We start from the raw sequence: 16,275 nt of genomic DNA, 5'->3' as shown, positions 1-16,275 counted from the left end.
CGCGCCCATTGGCGTCACCTGGCGGCGGTCTGCAGCAGGTCCGAGATGCGGCGGACCGAGGCGCGGCGGTTTTCGCGCACGTCCCCCTCTTGCCGCAGTTTCAGGAACTGCTCGCCATAGCCTTCGACGACCATGTTCTCGGGCGGGACGTCGAAATATTCTGTCAGCGCGAGGGCCACCGACTCCGCGCGCCGGTCCGACAGGGCCAGATTTGCCGCGTCCGATCCGACCGTGTCGGTATGGCCCTCGATCAGGAAGACCTCGCGCGGATTGGCCTGCACCGCCTCGCGGATCACCTTGCCGAGGGTAGACAGCTGCTGCGCCTGGTCAGGATTGATCGCGGCCGAGCCGGTGTCAAAGGTGATCGCCTCGATCTCGACCGGCGCGACGAGCGCGCGGACCTGCGGGATGTTGCGGATCTGCGCCAGCGTGAAGCGCCGGTCCGCGGCCGATTCGCGCAGAAGCGCGGCGCGCAGCGCGTCCTCGTCCATCTGCCCGTTCACCGTCGCCGGCGCAGGGGCGGGAAGGCTTGCGATATCGACCGGTTCGGCCGCCGAGGTGTCGTCGATCAGCGGAACGGTCGAGCCGTCGGCCGCCACCAGCGTCCGGCGCAGCACCCGCAGGTCGGCATCGCGGATCGTCACCACCTTGCTGCCATCCGCGCGCGTGACAATCGTGCGTGACGATCCGTCATCGAAATTCTCGGTCGTCACCGTAGAGCCGGGCTGGCGCAGCAGGGCAACCTCGTCCTTGATGATCTGCTGGCTGCCGTCCGGGCGCGTCACCACGACCCGATCGGGGGCGCTGAGCGCGACCTGGCGGTTGTTGGTCAGCATCGCGCCGACCGCGATGCCGCCAAGCCCCAGCAGCAGGGCGCGGGTCAGGTCGCGGCGATCATCGTCGCCGTCATCCCCGGCCGCTTGCGCCTCGGCCGCTTGCGACTGACCGCCTTGCGCGCCGAGGGCGTCGCGCAGGCTGGTGGCGAAATCCTCGCTGGAGGAACGGCTGTTGTCCTCGGTGATCTGCACCTCGCTCACCTCGCCCTCGGGCGCGGCCTCGTCGCTGAGGGCGGCGGCTGCCGGGGCATCGGTCGCCTGCGCGGCCTCGCGCGCCGAATCGGTCTGGGTCGCGCCCTCTTCCGGCGCGCGGGTCGCGGTGTCCGGCCCACCCTTGGCCGGTGCCGCGCCTGCCTCCTGCGATGCGGCCTCGTCCGTGGCGGCCTGCCCGTCCTGCGTCTCGGCCTCGCGTGCCAGCGCATCGGCCAGGGCATCCGCATCGCTGGCCGGGTCGGCGGCGGCAGGTGCCGGGTCTGCCGAGGGCGTCGGGGCTTCGGCTTCGGCGGCTTGCGTCTCACCCTTTGCGGTTCCGCCCTTCCGCATACGCTTGGCGGCAGGGGTCGTCCCGGCTTCGGCGGCAGGCTGCGCGTCGTCAGCCTGCGGCATGGCGTCCGGCGCCTCCGCGTCGGCCGCCTTGGCCTGTTCGGCAGCCAGGGCATCGGCCAAGGCGTCCGTGTCCATGTCCGGTTCGGCGGGCGGGGCGGGCTGGGCTTCCAGCCCGGCGTCGGCGTCCGCGCCGGCGGCAGCTTCCGGCTCGGCTGTGGTGGTTTCGTCGGACGCCTGCTGGTCGCCCGTCATCTCTTCGGGGGCCTCCGCTGGCTCAACGGCAGGCGTGCCGGCCTCTGCGGCCTTGGGCTCGGCCTCCGGCTGATCGGCAGGCTGGGATGTCGCGGCGTCCGACGGCACGGTTTCGCTCACCGGTGGCTGGGCCGCCTGATCGGCGGGGGCCTGCGCGGCAGGGGCCGCCTCGGCTTCCGTTGCTGCCTGGTCATCCCCGGCCTCGGCCTCGGACTGCCCCGCATCCGAGGCCTCGGCAGCCGCGGCGCAGGGCGGGGTCGAGCCGTCCTCGCAGGTCTCGGCCGGCGCCGCGGTCTCGGCGGCGGCGGGGTCCGGGGCAGCCTCGGCCTGGGCCTGCGGCGCGTCCTCGGGGGCAGCCGTCTGGGCGAGGGCGAGATGCGGCGCCATCAGCGAGAGGCAGGCCGCGAGGGCGGTGGTGTTGTGGATGATCCGGCGCATGGTGGCTCCTTCAATGCCATTTCGGCGAATTGTCTGGCAAGGAAACGGAGCGATCCGCGCAGGGTTCCGCGCGCGGCATCACCCCTGCGTCAACCCGCCGCGCGCCGCAGGGCGGGTTGGCGGAAACCGGCCGCCTGCCTAGGTCGCGGGATCCTCGACCTGATCCAGCAGGTCCCCATAGCCCTCGGCCTCCATCGCGTCGCGGGGGATGAAGCGCAGCGCGGCCGAATTGATGCAATAACGCAGCCCGCCCGCCTCGGCGGGGCCGTCGGGGAAGACATGGCCCAGATGGCTGTCGCCGTGGCGCGAGCGGACCTCGGTGCGCAGCATGCCGTGGCTGGCATCGCGATGTTCGGTCACATTGTCGGCGATGGGCCGCGTGAAGGCCGGCCAGCCGCAGCCGGAGTTGTATTTCGCCGCGGATGCGAACAGCGGCTCGCCCGAGACCACATCCACATAGATGCCGGGCTCGAAATGATGGTCATATTCGCCGGTGAAGGCGCGCTCGGTGCCGTTTTCCTGCGTGACGCGGTATTGCTCGGGCGTGAGCCGCGCAAGGGCGTTCTGGGATTTGCTGTAGGCCATGTCAGTCTCCGTGATGCAAGGCGGTCGCCGCATCATATGGGCCTGACGGCCGGCTTGGCAAAGGTCAGTCGCGCGGCACTGCGGCCCTCGCGGCGTCGTATTCGGCGGCCAGCCGGTCGACAAGGGCGCCGGCGGGCACCACGTCGCGCACCGCGCCGATGCCCTGGCCCGCCCCCCAGATCTGGCTCCAGGCCTTGGGCTTGGCGCTGGCGTCCGAGAAGTTCATCGTCTCGGCATCGGCGCGGTCCAGCCGGTCGGGATCCATCCCGGCGGCGCGGATCGAGGGGGCAAGGTAATTGCCCGACACGCCGGTAAACAGCGACGAGGTGACGATGTCCATCGCGCCGCTGTCGCAGATCATCCGCTTGTAGGCGGGGTCGGCATGGGCCTCGACCGTCGCGATGAAGGGGCTGCCGATATAGGCCAGATCGGCACCCATCACCTGCGCGGCCAGCACCGCGCGGCCGGTGGCGATGGCGCCCGACAGCAGCAGCGGGCCGTCGAACCAGTCGCGGATTTCCTGGATCAGGGCGAAGGGCGATTGCGGCCCCGCATGACCGCCGGCACCGGCGGCAACCGCGATCAGCCCGTCCGCGCCCTTCTCGACAGCCTTGCGGGCGAAGGCATTGTTGATGATGTCATGCAGCGCGATTCCGCCGCAGTCATGGGCGGCCTCGTTTACCTCGACCCGCGCGCCCAGCGAGGTGATCCAGATGGGCACCTTGTGGCGGTGGCAGATCTCGATGTCTCGGTCCAGCCGGGCGTTGCTGCGGTGCACGATCTGGTTGACCGCAAAGGGCGCGGCGGGTCGGTCGGGATTGGCCTGGTTGTGCCGGTCAAGTTCCTCGGCGATGCGCGTCAGCCAGATGTCCAGCATCGCGGGCTCGCCGTCTCGCTCGCGCGCGTTCAGGGCCGGAAAGCTGCCCACGATCCCTGCCTTGCACTGCGCGATGACCAGTTCCGGCCCCGAGACGATGAACATGGGCGAGCCGACGACGGGGATGCGCAGCTTTTGCAGGATCGGTGGCAGCATGGACGGCTCCGGGGCAATTTGCGCCACGATGGCGGCTTGCACCGGCACGGGCAAGCCGTGACGCGGCGACAGGCGCAAGCGCGCAGGCCCCGGCGCGATGGCCGGGGCCCGTCTGCCGCCGAAGCGGCGTGTCAGTGCACCGGGATGTCGGGCTTGGGCCCCTCGCCGACCGCGCCCAGCCTTGGGCCGGCCTTGCCGATGCGGTTGCCGACGACCAGCCCGTCGCCCGAGGCGCTGACATGGACGGTCGCGCCATCCAGCACCTCGCCCGACAGCAGCAGCTCTGCCAGCGGGTCCTGCAGGGCGCGCTGGATCACGCGCTTCAGCGGGCGGGCGCCGAAGACCGGGTCATAGCCTTGATCGGCCAGCCAGGTCCGCGCCGCATCGTCAAGTTCAAGGGCGATCTTGCGACCCGCCAGCCGCGCCTCGAGCCGCGCGAGCTGCACCGAGACGATGCCATCCATGTTCGCCCGCGACAGCCGGCGGAAGATGATGATCTCGTCCAGGCGGTTCAGGAATTCGGGGCGGAAATGCGCCCGCACCGCCTCCATCACCTGATGGCGGGCATCGGTCGAATCGGCGGTCTCGGGCAGGTGCGACAGCGCCTGCGAACCGAGGTTCGAGGTCAGGATGATGAGCGTCTGCTTGAAATCCACCGTCCGGCCCTGACCATCGGTCAGCACCCCGTCGTCGAGCACCTGCAGCAGCACGTTGAAGACATCGGGGTGGGCCTTTTCCACCTCGTCGAACAGGATGACCTGATAGGGCCTGCGCCGAACCGCCTCGGTCAGCACGCCGCCCTCGTCATAGCCCACATAGCCCGGAGGCGCACCGATCAGCCGCGCCACGGAATGTTTTTCCATGAACTCGGACATGTCGATGCGGACCATCGCGCTGTCATCGTCGAACATGTATTCGGCCAGCGCCTTGGTCAGTTCGGTCTTGCCGACGCCGGTGGGGCCAAGGAACAGGAACGATCCCAGCGGCCGGTTCTCGTCGTTCAGGCCGGCGCGGGCGCGGCGCACCGCGTTCGCCACGGCGGTCACCGCCTCTTGCTGGCCGATCACGCGGCGGCCGATCTGGTCCTCCATCTTCAGCAGCTTGTCGCGCTCGCCCTCCAGCATCTTGCTGGTGGGGATGCCGGTCCAGCGTTCCACTACCTCGGCGATCTGTTCGGGGCGCACGGCTTCCTCGACCATCAGGCCGTCGCCGGATTCGGCCTCGGACAACTGCTTCTCGAGGCCGGGGATGATGCCGTAGGACAGTTCGCCGGCGCGGGCCAAGTTGCCCTCGCGCTTGGCCTGATCCAGTTCGGCGCGGGCGCGGTCAAGCTGTTCCTTCAGGTGACGCGAGCCTTCCAGCCGGTCGCGTTCGGCCTGCCAGCGGGCGGTCATCTCGGCGCTGCGCTGCTGCAGGTCGGACAGGTCCTTCTCCAGCCGTTCCAGCCGGTCGCGCGAGGCCGCGTCGTCCTCTTTCTTCAGCGCCTCGGCCTCGATCTGCAGTTGCAGGATCTGGCGGTCAAGCTGGTCCAGTTCCTCGGGCTTGCTGTCCACTTCCATGCGCAGCCGCGAGGCCGCCTCGTCAACGAGGTCGATGGCCTTGTCGGGCAGGAAGCGGTCGGTGATATAGCGATGCGACAGCGTCGCCGCCGCCACCAGCGCCGCATCGCTGATCCGCACGCCGTGATGCAGCTCGTATTTTTCCTTGATGCCGCGCAGGATCGAGATGGTGTCCTCGACCGTCGGCTCCTCGACCATGACCGGCTGGAAGCGCCGCGCAAGGGCCGCATCCTTCTCGATATACTTGCGGTATTCGTCCAGCGTGGTCGCGCCGATGCAATGCAACTCTCCCCGCGCCAGCGCGGGCTTGATGAGGTTGGCTGCATCCATCGCGCCATCGGTCTTGCCCGCGCCGACAAGGGTGTGCAGCTCGTCGATGAACAGCACGATCTCGCCCGAGGCGGCCTCGATCTCCTTCAGGATCGCCTTCAGCCGTTCCTCGAACTCGCCGCGATATTTCGATCCGGCGATCAGCGCGCCCATGTCCAGCGCCATCAGCCGCTTGTCGCGCAGGCTTTCGGGCACGTCGCCATCGATGATGCGCAGCGCCAGCCCCTCGGCGATGGCGGTCTTGCCGACGCCGGGCTCGCCGATCAGCACCGGGTTGTTCTTGGTGCGCCGCGACAGCACCTGCATGGCGCGGCGGATTTCCTCGTCGCGGCCGATGATCGGATCGATCTTGCCCTGCTCGGCGGCCTCGGTCAGGTCGCGGGCGTATTTCTTCAGCGCCTCATAGCTGTCCTCGGCGCTGGCGCTGTCGGCGGTGCGGCCCTTGCGGATGTCGTTGATGGCGCTGTTCAGCGCCTGCGCATTGACGGCGCCAGCCTCAAGCGCATCCTTGGCATTGGTGTTCACCAATGCCAGCGCCATCAGGATGCGTTCGGCGGGCACAAAGCTGTCGCCGGCCTTCTTGGCGACCTTTTCGGCCTCGTCCAGCACCCGCACCATCGAGGGATCGACATAGACCTGCCCGCCACCCGAGCCCTTGACCTTCGGCAGCTTCGCGACCGCCTGGTCGACCGCCTGCTGCACACGACGCGCGTCACCGCCGGCGCGGTTGATCAGGTTCGACGCCAGCCCCTGATCGTCGTCCATCAGGGCTTTCAGAAGATGCTCGGGGACGACGCGCTGGTTCTCCTCGCGGATCGCGATGGTCTGTGCGGCTTGCAGGAATCCGCGCGACCGTTCCGTGAACTTCTCCATGTTCATCGGCCATTCTCCTTTTCACTAGCCCCCGGGTCGGCGACGCCCTTCGATGGCACGTCGCGGTTCGGGTCTTCGGGTATGATTTGGGATCTTTCACGGCGCTTTCAAGCATGCGCGCCTTGTGCCATAAGGCCGCGATTTGCGGCGGATGGGGATGAGGATGGATGACAGGCTGATCGTGGCGCTGGACGTGCCGAATGCGCCGGCCGGGCTGGAACTGGCCGAGAGGCTGGGCAACTCGGTCGGTTTCTTCAAGATCGGGCTCGGGATGCTGACCGGCGGCGGGCTGGCCCTGGCGAACGAGCTGAAGCAGGATCACGGCAAGCGCATCTTCCTGGACCTGAAGCTGTTCGACATCGGCGCCACCATCGAGGCCGCCGTGCGCGGCCTCGCGCAGTTCGATCTGGATTTCCTGACCGTGCATGGCGATCCGCATGTCGTCAGCGCCGCCAAGGAGGGTGCGGCGGGCAGCGGCCTGAAGATCCTCGGCGTGACCATCCTGACTTCGCTGGAACGGGGCGATCTGGATGCCGGGCTGATCCGTCCGGGCGATGTACACGAGATCACCGTGGAACGCGCCGCGCGCGCCTTCGAGGCCGGCGCGGACGGCATCATCTGTTCGCCCCGCGAGGCGGCGGCGATCCGGGCGCTGCCGGGGGCGGGGCTGATCGTGACGCCGGGCGTGCGCCCCGCGGGTGCCGATCTGGGCGATCAGAAACGGGTCGAGACGCCGGCCAGCGCCATTTCCGCCGGCGCCGATCACATCGTCGTCGGCCGGCCGGTGTGGCAGGCCGCCGATCCACGCGCCGCCGCGGAGGCGATTCTGGCCGAGATGTCGTCGCTGCAGGCGCAACGCCCGCACCAGTGACGTCTTGCGCAACAGGTTGACCCGCATCGCCGGCCGCGCGACCTTTCCGTCCGGTGACAGAGGGGGCAACTCATGGGCGATCCGCGCGGCGCACGGCAAAAGGCCGAAAACGATCTGGTGCTGTCGTTCCTGGCGGTGCGGCGGTCGATCGGGGCGCTTGGCTTCTTCCTGCCGCTGGCGCTGATCGCCTTTGGCATGGTCGCGCCCCAGGGCATCCTGCGCAGCATGTCGGCGGCCTATTACGGCCCGATGCGCGAGGTCTTTGTCGGCACGCTGTGCGCGCAGGCGGTGTTCCTGTGGGCCTATGAGGGGTTCCGGCCCAATTCGGGCGAAATCATCAGCGATCGGGCCACGGCGCGCGTGGCTGCGGTGGCGGCGGCGCTGATCGCCTTCTCGCCGACCAGTCCGCAGGGGATCCTGCCTGCCGAAGGCCCCTTCGATCCCGCCCGGGATTGCACGCTGCTGCAATGCGTTCTGGGTGTGGGCACGGCCGACAAGCTGCATCTGGTCGCCGCCGCGATCTACTTCGCGGCGCTTGCCGTCTGTTGCCTCGTGCTGTTCCCGCGGGGCGAGGTGGACAGCGCCGAAAAGGCCGCATCGAACCGGATCTACCGGATCTGCGGCTGGCTGATCGTGCTCAGCATCGGTGCGGTGGGCGTGCTGTTCGCCACCGGCCTCGATGTGGCGCTGCTGGCGCTGCGGCCGGTCTTCTGGCTCGAGGTGGTGGCGACCTTCGCCTTCGCGACCAGCTGGATGGTCAAGGGCGACGCGCTGCGTCCGCTGGTGCGGGGCATGGCGCGGATGCGGCGCTGAGGGCCCGCACCCAGTCGCGAAAATGCGGCACCGCGCGCGGATGGACGACAAATTCCGCGACCGGCATCATGCACCAGCCCTGGCCCTCGTCGCCGAACCGGATCGCGGCGATCTCGTCCTGCCGCAGCAGGCCCGCGAACAGCCACGACATCATGCCCGGCCGTTGCTGCGAGGGGAAGCGGTGGCCCGTCAGGCGCGATGGCGGCAGGCGCAGGCCGAATTCCTCATGCAGTTCGCGCAGGGCACAGGCCAGTGGCGCCTCGTCGCCCTCGCGGCCGCCGCCGGGCAGGTCCCAATGGCCGGGAAAGGGGATCCGGGGGACATCGTCGCGCAGGCATGTCAGCAGCCGGTCACCGCAGGTCAGCATCAGCTTGGCGCCGTGAAAGGGGCTGTCCGCCATCAGTCGTTGATGTCGCGGTGCCAGATCCGGGTCTGGCCCTTCCTGACCCCCGCGACCCGCCGCAGCACCAGCCAGGCGACGCCCGACAGGATCGCGGTCGCCAGCAGCGTCACGGGCAGGCTGGCCGACCAGATCCCGGTCAGCAGCAGAACCCCCATCAACCCGACCGAGGCCGCCAGCCCCATGAACACCCAGCCCGGCGCAAGCAGTTCCAGCGCCGCCAGCACGATCGCCGCGACAAGCCACAGCCAGCCGTTCACCAAGCCCGTCATGCCCGGCCCTTCAGCAGCCGGAACGCCTCGCCGAACGCCTCGACCGCGCCGGCGGGCAGCACGATGGTCTGCCGGCCCTCGCCGCGCGCCATGTCGGACAGCGCCTCGACCTGCTTCAGCGCCACCTGATACTGTGCCGCCTCAAGCCCGTTGCGGGCGATCGCCTCGGCGATGGCCGCGGTGGCATAGGCTTCGGCATCGGCCAGAACGCGCTTGGCCTTGGCATGCTGTTCGGCGGCATAAAGTTCGCCATCCGCGGCCAGTTCGACGGCCCGGCGCTTGCCCTCGGCCTCGGTGACCTGCGCGCGGCGGGCGCGCTCGGCGTTCAGCTGTTGCAGCATGGCGGCGCGGGTCGCGTCGTCCAGATTGACGTCGAGGATCTCGGCCCGCGTCACCTCGATCCCCCAGTCATCGACGACATTGGCCAGCGAATCGCGGATCCTCTCGATCAGGCTGGCGCGGTTCGACTGGACCTGATCCAGCTCCATCGTGCCGATTTCGGACCGCACGATCCCCGCGACGGTGGTGGCAATGGCCGCGTCGATGTCGCGGATGCGGTAGACGGTCTTTTCCGGCTCGATGATGCGATAGAAGACGCTGGTTTCGACCTGCACCAGCACGTTGTCGGCGGTGATCGCGTCCTGCCGGCTCGTCGGCAATTGCCGTTCCAGGATCGAGATGCGGTGCGCCACGCGGTCCAGGAAGGGCATGATGATGTTGATGCCCGGGCCCAGCACCGCGCGCAGGCGACCAAAACGTTCGACCACGAATTTCTGCGATTGCGGCACGATCCTGACGGCCGAGCCGACCGCCAGCAGGATCAGCACTGCAATGAAGATCAGCGCGGCGTTAGCGCCGATCAGATCGCCGATCCCGGCCGGAAAATCCTGCATCTGCGTGCCCTTCTGCTGTGCTATTCGGCGGCGATGCCGTCCAGCCCGCCCGCCTCGGCCTCCAGCGTCGCAAGCTGACGGATCACGCGGGCCATGCGCGCCGCGAAGACATCGAAATCGGCATGCGGCGTGACGGTCGCCTCGTCCATGTAAAGCGCCCGGTCGATCTCCAGTTGCACCACATGGATGTTCTGGCCCGGACGGCCATAGGCCGAACAGATATAGGCCCCCGAGAAGGGCGAGTTGCGGCGGATCCGCCAGCCCTCGGCCTCGACCGCGGCGGTGACGGAATCCGAGATCCGGGCGGCCGCCGACAGTCCGTGGCGGTTGCCCAGCACCATGTCGGGTCGCGAGCCGTGCAGATGCGTCAGCGCATCATGCGGCATCGAATGCATGTCGATCAGGATCGCCTGCCCGAACCGCGACCGCGCCTCGGCGATCAGGGCGGACAGCGCCTGGTGATAGGGGCGCCAATAGGCGGCGATGCGGCGTTCGGCCTCGGCGCGCTCGATCGGGCGCAGATGGATCGGCCGGCCCTGCGACACGACCCGCGGAATCACCCCAAGCCCCGCCAGGGTGCGCTGGTTCAGCGGGTGGCGGGGCACGCCGCGCACCACCAGCGGGTCGATCTCGTCCGCGCCGCGATTCAGGTCGACGATGCAGCGCGGCACTTGCGCCCACAGGCTGACCGCGCCGAATTGCGGCGCGCAGGCGATCAGCCGGTCGATGAAGGCATCCTCGGATGACCGCAGCGCCGCCATCGGCAACCGGGTATCCTTCAGGAACCAGTCGGGATAGACACGCCCGGAATGGGGGGACGCAAAGATCACCCCACTGGCCCAACGGTCGGGGCGCACAAGCTGGACAGGCAGGTCAGGGTCGGTCAAATTGCGGATCCTGAAGACCGGAACATGCTTCGCTTATAGGCGCAAGATTGCCGTGCCGATAGGTCTTGAATCCCCCGCAGGGCGAAGATATAGACACGCGACCGAAGGCGTTTCGGCCCGGTCTGCTGGTGCAGGCGGGCAGAATCACCGAAGGTGGGGCGGTTAGCTCAGCGGTAGAGCACTACGTTGACATCGTAGTGGCCACTGGTTCGATCCCAGTACCGCCCACCAATGTTTCGCCGCCCCCGGCCGCAGTCGGGGGCATTTCGTTTTCCGATGCGGCTGCGAGCCGCGACGATGGAGAAGACCGATGAAGGTTCGCAACTCGCTCCGCTCGCTCAAGAGCCGGCACCGCGACTGCCAGGTCGTGCGCCGCAAGGGCCGCGTCTACGTGATCAACAAGACCAACCGCCGCTTCAAGGCCCGCCAGGGCTGAGACCGCGACGCGATCACCGCGAAGACGAAACGACCCGCCCGCCGTGGCGGGTTTTTTCATGCGCGGGCAGGGTCGTCGTGCGGCAGCTGTGGCGATCCGGCCTCACCGACCGGAATCCTCGGCTCGACGACTATGCACGACCGCGCGGAAATGCATGATGCCGCCCCGTTAACCGTCTCTTAACAAAGCATTTCGTTAACGCAAGGTTACTGTCGTATTGTTGTCAGGCGATGGGTCGCCTCGGCCCGTTTTCAAGGGTGGATCAGATGTTGATGCTTGCGGGTCTGATGGGGCTGCTGGTCGCTGGCCTCGCGGTCGACATGTCCGGGGTGTTGTCCAGCACCGCCGATGATGGCGACGACCTGCCGGACGAGGATGGCGGCGACGAGACGCTGTTGCCGCCCTACATGCCCGATCCCGACGGTGTCTATGTGCCCGACCCGCCGGATGACGCCGCAGGGGACGACCGGCCCGAGGAGCCCGCGCCGGTGGACCCGTCGCCCGACAGCGGCGAGCCTGAGGACCTGGCGCCCCAGCCCGTGTCGCGCGGGACCGACGAGCCTGCCGAAGCAGCAGAGATCGGCACTTCGCCTGCGCCAGACGGCCCGCCGGACGCCGGACCGCACACCGACCCCGAGACGCTGCCCGGCCCTGACCCCATCACAGATGACGATCTGATGATCGCCGACGAGGACTGGATCGGCGGCCAGGTGCCCGACGCCTCGGTTGTCGGCATCGTGATCAAGGGCGGCGCGGGCAGCGACGCGCTGATGGGCGGCGAGGGCGACGACCTGATCCTCGGCTTTGACGGATATGACGATCTGCGCGGCGGGCAGGGTGACGACAGCATCGACGGCGGCGCCGGCAGCGACTGGATCCAGGGCGACGGCAGCTATGGTGTCGGCGGGGCCGATGTCATCCTGGGCGGCGAGGGGGATGATTCGCTGGCGGGGCAGGGCGGCGACGACCAGTTGTATGGCGGCGACGGCGATGACACGCTGCTGGGCGGCGAGGGCAACGACACGCTGCATGGCGATGCGGGCAATGACTGGCTTTCGGGCCATGATGGCGACGACGTGCTGATCTCGGGCGGCGGCGCGGACGATCTTGACGGCGGCGACGGCAACGACCTGCTGATCGGCGGTGACGATGACGAGCGGGTCTGGATGCATGGCGGCGCGGGCGACGACACGCTGGTGGCGGGGGCGGGCGACTTCGCCGAGGGGCTGGCCGGCGCCGATCGCTTCGTGCTGCGCCCGCTGGACGGGTCGCTGCCGGTGATCGCGGATTTCGACGGCAGCGAGGACCAGATGGTGCTGCATCTGCCGCCCGAGATCAGCGGCGAGGTGGTGGTGGACCTGCATCGCGATCCCGACGGCACGGTGCTGGTGCGGCTGGACGGCGAGCCGCTGGCCCGGCTGCTGCAGGATGGCGGGCTGCGCGCCGAGGACATCGTGATCGTCAGGGCTGCGGGTTAGGGCTGCGGCTCGGGACTGCGGGTCGGGGGCTTTTCATTGCGCGCGAAAGGCAGTATAGGCGCGGCTTCCGCGGCGTTCCGGCTGGCGGAGATCTCCATGGGCCTGCGCTGGACGACATCCCGGGCTGTGCCATAACCCTGTTCCGAAAGGAGTCCCCGATGTCGATCACCGTTGAAGAAAAAGCCCGCGTCATCAAGGAATTCGGCACCAAGCCCGGCGATACCGGTTCGCCCGAGGTGCAGGTCGCGATCCTCAGCTCGCGCATTGCCACGCTGACCGAGCATTTCAAGAGCCACAAGAAGGACAACCACTCGCGCCGTGGCCTGTTGATGATGGTGGCACAGCGCCGCAAGCTGCTGGACTATCTCAAGAAAAACGACGAATCGCGCTATACCGCGCTGATCGGCAAGCTGGGCCTGCGCCGCTGAGCCCACCACCCGTTGAGGGAGGAGGACGCCCGCGGCGATGGCCGCGGGCGTTTTTCGTTGCCTGGCGCCTGCTGGCGGCCCGCCGCGGCGGCAAGGCCGCAGCGCGGGACGGCGAGGGGCGGTGCGCGTTGCGCGGAGCCGCGGCCGGGTGCGCAACGGCGGCGTGCGTTGCGCGGCGGCCGCGCGGCCCGGGTCGTCGTGAAAATCCCTGCGATTGCCGGGTCGGGCGCCGCACCGGGCGTGCACGCGGCAGGCACCGGGCGTGCACCGGGCGTGCACAGGCTGTACACCGCTTGCGCGCAGGGCCTTAACCTTCCGTAAAGACGTGTTGCACGGCGCGGGGGCTCAGCGATCCTGCATGCCCTTCCCGGCGAGGATCCGGGGCGTGGCGCGATCGATGCGATCCTCGCGCGTGCGGGCCTGCCGGGCCGCGCCGACATGCAGCAGCCAGCCACGTCGGCGTCCGGGGGTCAGCGCCGCGAAGGCGGCGGCAAGCACGGGGTCGGCGCGCAGCCGGGCGGCCAGTTCCTCGGGACAGGCGAGGTCGTCCTGTGGCAGATCGACCTTGCGGCCGGCACGCTGGATCCCGATGGCCTCGTCGATCAGGGCGCGCAGCTGGCCTGCCCGCGCGGCGACCTGCGCCGGGTCGGTGAAGCTGACCACCCGCGACGAGCGCGAATGCGGCCCCGGCGCCACGAGGATCCCCTCGGGGTCGCGCAGCAGCACCCCCTTGAAGAAGCCCAGCGTCGCGCGGTCGGAAAAGCCCCAGAGGATCGCGACATTGCCGCCCTGCCAGGTGTAGACCGGCGCCGACCACTTCCAGTCCTCGGCCAGCGGGCTTGCCAGCAGCAGCGCCCGCAGCGCCAGCAATTCCCCGCGCCAGGCGGTGAGGGTCGCGAAATGCGCGTCGGCCTTGGGGTGGGTCTGGGGCATGATGCGGGCGGTGGTTGCGCGACGATTGTCGCCCGTCGGGCCGCGCTTGTCCATGCCGCGCGCGCCCCGCCCCGCCCCACTTCCCAACAAGGGCGTTTTCCTGTAAACGCCCCCAATCTGTGACGTGACGCCCGGCTCCGGGGCGACGCATAAGGATCGGGGCGGCGGCAATGGGGCCGCCATAGGACACGGGCGCGGCCAGAGGGCTGGCGCGGCCCAGAGGAAACCAGATGTTCGACGATGTGAAGAAATCAATCCAGTGGGGCCAGGAAACCCTGACGCTGGAAACGGGCAAGGTTGCCCGCCAGGCCGACGGTTCGGTGATCGCCACGCTGGGCGAGACCAGCGTGATGGCCAACGTGACCTTCGCCAAGGAACCGAAGCCCGGGCAGGACTTCTTCCCGCTGACGGTTCACTACCAGGAAAAATACTATGCCGCCGGCAAGGTGCCGGGCGGCTTCTTCAAGCGCGAGGCGCGTCCGACCGAGAAGGAGACGCTGACCGCGCGCCTGATCGACCGCCCGATCCGCCCGCTGTTCGTCCCCGGCTTCAAGCATGAAGTGCTGGTGATGTGCACGGTGCTGAGCCATGACCTGGTCAACGATCCCGACATCGTGGCGATGATCGCGGCCTCGGCGGCGCTGACCATCTCGGGCGTGCCGTTCATGGGCCCGATCGCCGCCGCGCGCGTGGGCTTTGCCAATGGCGACTATGTGCTGAACCCCGAGGTCCAGGACATGGACCAGCTGCGCAACAACCCCGAACAGCGGCTGGATCTGGTCGTCGCCGGCACCAAGGACGCCGTGATGATGGTCGAATCGGAAGCCTACGAGCTGTCCGAGGAGGAGATGCTGGGCGCCGTGAAGTTCGGCCATGACGCGATCAAGCCGGTGATCGACCTGATCATCGACCTGGCCGAAGCCGCCGCGAAGGAGCCCTTCGACTTCCAGGCGCCGGACTACAGCGCGCTTTATGCCCGCGTGAAGGCGCTGGGCGAGGCCGAGATGCGCGCCGCCTATGCGATCGGCGACAAGTCGCAGCGCCAGGACGCCGTGGCCGCCGCCAAGGCCGCCGTGAAGGCCGGGCTGAGCGAGGAGGAACTGGCCGATCCGAACCTGGGCTCGGCCCTGAAGAAGCTGGAATCGGGCATCCTGCGCGGCGACATCATCAATGGCGGCGCCCGCATCGACGGCCGCGACACCCGCACCGTGCGCGCCATCGACAGCGAGGTGGGCTTCCTGCCGCGCACGCATGGCAGCGCGCTGTTCACCCGCGGCGAGACGCAGGCGCTGGTCGTCACGACGCTGGGCACCGGCGATGACGAGCAGATCATCGACGCGCTGCACGGCAATTTCCGGTCGAACTTCCTGCTGCACTACAACTTCCCGCCCTATTCGGTCGGCGAGGTCGGCCGCGTGGGCAGCCCCGGTCGCCGCGAGATCGGCCATGGCAAGCTGGCCTGGCGCGCGTTGCAGGCGGTGCTGCCGGCGGCGACGGATTTCCCCTATACCATCCGCGTGGTCAGCGAGATCACCGAATCGAACGGCTCGTCCAGCATGGCCTCGGTCTGCGGCGGCTCGCTGTCGATGATGGATGCGGGGGTGCCGCTGAAGGCGCCGGTCGCCGGCGTCGCGATGGGGCTGATCCTGGAAGAGGACGGCCGATATGCGGTGCTGACCGACATCCTCGGCGACGAGGATCACCTGGGCGACATGGACTTCAAGGTGGCCGGGACGGAAAACGGCATCACCAGCCTGCAGATGGACATCAAGGTGGCCGGCATCACGCCCGCGATCATGGAGCAGGCGCTGGCGCAGGCGCGTGACGGCCGGATGCACATCCTGGCCGAGATGGGCAAGGCGCTGGCCGAGGGACGCCGCGAGTTCAGCGCCCATGCCCCGCGCATCGAGACCATGCAGATCCCGACCGACAAGATCCGCGAAGTGATCGGCTCGGGCGGCAAGGTGATCCGCGAGATCGTCGAGGTCTCGGGCGCCAAGGTCGACATCAACGATGACGGCGTCATCAAGATCGCATCGGCCAATGCCGAGTCGATCAAGAAGGCGCATGACATGATCTGGTCGATCGTGGCCGAGCCCGAAGAGGGCCAGGTCTATACCGGCCGGGTCGTCAAGCTGGTCGATTTCGGCGCCTTCGTGAACTTCTTCGGCAAGCGCGACGGGCTGGTGCATGTCAGCCAGATCGCCAACCGCCGCCTGGGCCATCCCAGCGAGGTGCTGCAGGAGGGCCAGGAGGTCAAGGTCAAGCTGCTGGGCTTCGACGACCGCGGCAAGGTGCGCCTCGGCATGAAGATGGTCGACCAGGAGACCGGCGCCGAGATCACCGAGAAGAAGGAAGAAACCGCCGAGTGATCGGCGGGGTCCTCGAAACCCCCTGTCCGAACCGCGACAG

15 protein-coding genes and 1 tRNA gene are annotated in these 16,275 nt (G+C 68.7%); 7 read left to right on the top strand and 9 right to left on the bottom strand.

Annotation, left to right across the window (positions count from 1 at the left end; genetic code table 11):
- Nucleotides 1-14: 14 nt before the first annotated feature.
- From Q5Y72_RS09660 to clpB, 4 genes are all read right to left on the bottom strand, one after another.
- Nucleotides 15-2,072, bottom strand: coding sequence for an OmpA family protein (locus tag Q5Y72_RS09660; protein WP_305963202.1), 2,058 nt, complete (start codon nt 2,070-2,072; stop codon nt 15-17).
- Nucleotides 2,073-2,210: 138 nt separating this feature from the next.
- Nucleotides 2,211-2,657, bottom strand: coding sequence for a peptide-methionine (R)-S-oxide reductase MsrB (msrB, locus tag Q5Y72_RS09655; RefSeq protein WP_305963201.1), 447 nt, complete (start codon nt 2,655-2,657; stop codon nt 2,211-2,213).
- A gap of 64 nt (nt 2,658-2,721) precedes the next feature.
- The gene (locus Q5Y72_RS09650) at nt 2,722-3,690 is read right to left on the bottom strand and encodes an NAD(P)H-dependent flavin oxidoreductase (protein WP_305963200.1); all 969 of its coding nucleotides are present in this window, start codon (nt 3,688-3,690) and stop codon (nt 2,722-2,724) included.
- Nucleotides 3,691-3,821: 131 nt separating this feature from the next.
- Nucleotides 3,822-6,458 carry an ATP-dependent chaperone ClpB gene (gene clpB / locus Q5Y72_RS09645; RefSeq protein WP_305963199.1) on the bottom strand — a complete coding sequence of 879 codons (2,637 nt, stop codon included), beginning with the start codon at nt 6,456-6,458 and terminating at the stop codon, nt 3,822-3,824.
- 157 nt (nt 6,459-6,615) lie between these two features.
- Here clpB and pyrF point away from each other — a divergent pair, with 157 nt between their 5' ends.
- Both pyrF and Q5Y72_RS09635 read left to right on the top strand, forming a co-directional pair.
- Nucleotides 6,616-7,323: an orotidine-5'-phosphate decarboxylase gene (gene pyrF, locus Q5Y72_RS09640; protein ID WP_305963198.1), complete on the top strand. Its 708-nt coding sequence runs from the start codon at nt 6,616-6,618 to the stop codon at nt 7,321-7,323.
- A 72-nt stretch (nt 7,324-7,395) separates the two neighbouring features.
- Nucleotides 7,396-8,136, top strand: coding sequence for a hypothetical protein (locus Q5Y72_RS09635; RefSeq protein WP_305963197.1), 741 nt, complete (start codon nt 7,396-7,398; stop codon nt 8,134-8,136).
- Here the strand turns inward: Q5Y72_RS09635 and Q5Y72_RS09630 are convergent.
- The 4 genes from Q5Y72_RS09630 to Q5Y72_RS09615 are packed head-to-tail and all read right to left on the bottom strand — an operon-like array spanning nt 8,081 to nt 10,588.
- Nucleotides 8,081-8,536 (bottom strand): NUDIX hydrolase, encoded by a 456-nt coding sequence (locus tag Q5Y72_RS09630; RefSeq protein WP_305963196.1) that lies wholly within the window; start codon nt 8,534-8,536, stop codon nt 8,081-8,083. The genes Q5Y72_RS09635 and Q5Y72_RS09630 overlap by 56 nt on opposite strands.
- The gene (locus Q5Y72_RS09625) at nt 8,536-8,808 is read right to left on the bottom strand and encodes an NfeD family protein (RefSeq protein WP_305963195.1); all 273 of its coding nucleotides are present in this window, start codon (nt 8,806-8,808) and stop codon (nt 8,536-8,538) included. The genes Q5Y72_RS09630 and Q5Y72_RS09625 overlap by 1 nt, the downstream gene beginning before the upstream one ends.
- A complete protein-coding gene (locus Q5Y72_RS09620; protein WP_305963194.1) occupies nt 8,805-9,701 on the bottom strand; it encodes an SPFH domain-containing protein in 897 nt (298 codons plus the stop codon). Before Q5Y72_RS09620 ends, Q5Y72_RS09625 begins: the two co-directional genes overlap by 4 nt.
- A gap of 20 nt (nt 9,702-9,721) precedes the next feature.
- Nucleotides 9,722-10,588, bottom strand: a complete 867-nt coding sequence (locus Q5Y72_RS09615; RefSeq protein WP_305963193.1) for an N-formylglutamate amidohydrolase — start codon at nt 10,586-10,588, stop codon at nt 9,722-9,724.
- A gap of 156 nt (nt 10,589-10,744) precedes the next feature.
- Here Q5Y72_RS09615 and Q5Y72_RS09610 point away from each other — a divergent pair.
- The 4 genes from Q5Y72_RS09610 (at nt 10,745) to rpsO (ending at nt 12,930) form a co-directional block, all read left to right on the top strand.
- Nucleotides 10,745-10,819, top strand: a tRNA-Val gene (locus Q5Y72_RS09610).
- A 79-nt stretch (nt 10,820-10,898) separates the two neighbouring features.
- Nucleotides 10,899-11,024: a type B 50S ribosomal protein L36 gene (gene ykgO, locus Q5Y72_RS09605; RefSeq protein ID WP_119747228.1), complete on the top strand. Its 126-nt coding sequence runs from the start codon at nt 10,899-10,901 to the stop codon at nt 11,022-11,024.
- Nucleotides 11,025-11,290: 266 nt separating this feature from the next.
- The gene (locus Q5Y72_RS09600; protein WP_305963192.1) at nt 11,291-12,502 is read left to right on the top strand and encodes a calcium-binding protein; all 1,212 of its coding nucleotides are present in this window, start codon (nt 11,291-11,293) and stop codon (nt 12,500-12,502) included.
- Between the two features lie 158 nt (nt 12,503-12,660).
- A complete protein-coding gene (rpsO, locus tag Q5Y72_RS09595) occupies nt 12,661-12,930 on the top strand; it encodes a 30S ribosomal protein S15 (protein WP_305963191.1) in 270 nt (89 codons plus the stop codon).
- 345 nt (nt 12,931-13,275) lie between these two features.
- On the opposite strand, the gene Q5Y72_RS09590 is transcribed toward rpsO, so the two are convergent.
- On the bottom strand, nt 13,276-13,917 hold the full coding sequence (locus tag Q5Y72_RS09590) for a YdeI/OmpD-associated family protein (RefSeq protein WP_305963190.1): 642 nt from the start codon (nt 13,915-13,917) through the stop codon (nt 13,276-13,278).
- A 176-nt stretch (nt 13,918-14,093) separates the two neighbouring features.
- Between Q5Y72_RS09590 and pnp the strand changes: the two genes are divergently transcribed.
- Nucleotides 14,094-16,235 (top strand): polyribonucleotide nucleotidyltransferase, encoded by a 2,142-nt coding sequence (gene pnp, locus Q5Y72_RS09585; RefSeq protein WP_305963189.1) that lies wholly within the window; start codon nt 14,094-14,096, stop codon nt 16,233-16,235.
- Nucleotides 16,236-16,275 lie beyond the last annotated feature (40 nt).

Origin of the sequence: Paracoccus spongiarum, from assembly GCF_030732095.1 — a bacterium.
Lineage (GTDB): Bacteria > Pseudomonadota > Alphaproteobacteria > Rhodobacterales > Rhodobacteraceae > Paracoccus > Paracoccus spongiarum.
Note: the sequence above shows the minus strand (reverse complement) of the source record. Positions and strands in the feature narration are given on the sequence as shown.

Bases quoted from the DNA above. Each gene is read 5' to 3' on its own strand.
- pyrF (WP_305963198.1), top strand. From the start codon at position 6,616: ATGGATGACAGGCTGATCGTGGCGCTGGACGTGCCGAATGCGCCGGCC.
- ykgO (WP_119747228.1), top strand. From the start codon at position 10,899: ATGAAGGTTCGCAACTCGCTCCGCTCGCTCAAGAGCCGGCACCGCGAC.
- pnp (WP_305963189.1), top strand. From the start codon at position 14,094: ATGTTCGACGATGTGAAGAAATCAATCCAGTGGGGCCAGGAAACCCTG.
- Q5Y72_RS09650 (WP_305963200.1), bottom strand. From the start codon at position 3,690: ATGCTGCCACCGATCCTGCAAAAGCTGCGCATCCCCGTCGTCGGCTCG.
- rpsO (WP_305963191.1), top strand. From the start codon at position 12,661: ATGTCGATCACCGTTGAAGAAAAAGCCCGCGTCATCAAGGAATTCGGC.
- clpB (WP_305963199.1), bottom strand. From the start codon at position 6,458: ATGAACATGGAGAAGTTCACGGAACGGTCGCGCGGATTCCTGCAAGCC.
- Q5Y72_RS09620 (WP_305963194.1), bottom strand. From the start codon at position 9,701: ATGCAGGATTTTCCGGCCGGGATCGGCGATCTGATCGGCGCTAACGCC.
- Q5Y72_RS09660 (WP_305963202.1), bottom strand. From the start codon at position 2,072: ATGCGCCGGATCATCCACAACACCACCGCCCTCGCGGCCTGCCTCTCG.
- Q5Y72_RS09630 (WP_305963196.1), bottom strand. From the start codon at position 8,536: ATGGCGGACAGCCCCTTTCACGGCGCCAAGCTGATGCTGACCTGCGGT.
- Q5Y72_RS09625 (WP_305963195.1), bottom strand. From the start codon at position 8,808: ATGACGGGCTTGGTGAACGGCTGGCTGTGGCTTGTCGCGGCGATCGTG.
- Q5Y72_RS09600 (WP_305963192.1), top strand. From the start codon at position 11,291: ATGTTGATGCTTGCGGGTCTGATGGGGCTGCTGGTCGCTGGCCTCGCG.
- Q5Y72_RS09635 (WP_305963197.1), top strand. From the start codon at position 7,396: ATGGGCGATCCGCGCGGCGCACGGCAAAAGGCCGAAAACGATCTGGTG.
- Q5Y72_RS09590 (WP_305963190.1), bottom strand. From the start codon at position 13,917: ATGGACAAGCGCGGCCCGACGGGCGACAATCGTCGCGCAACCACCGCC.
- msrB (WP_305963201.1), bottom strand. From the start codon at position 2,657: ATGGCCTACAGCAAATCCCAGAACGCCCTTGCGCGGCTCACGCCCGAG.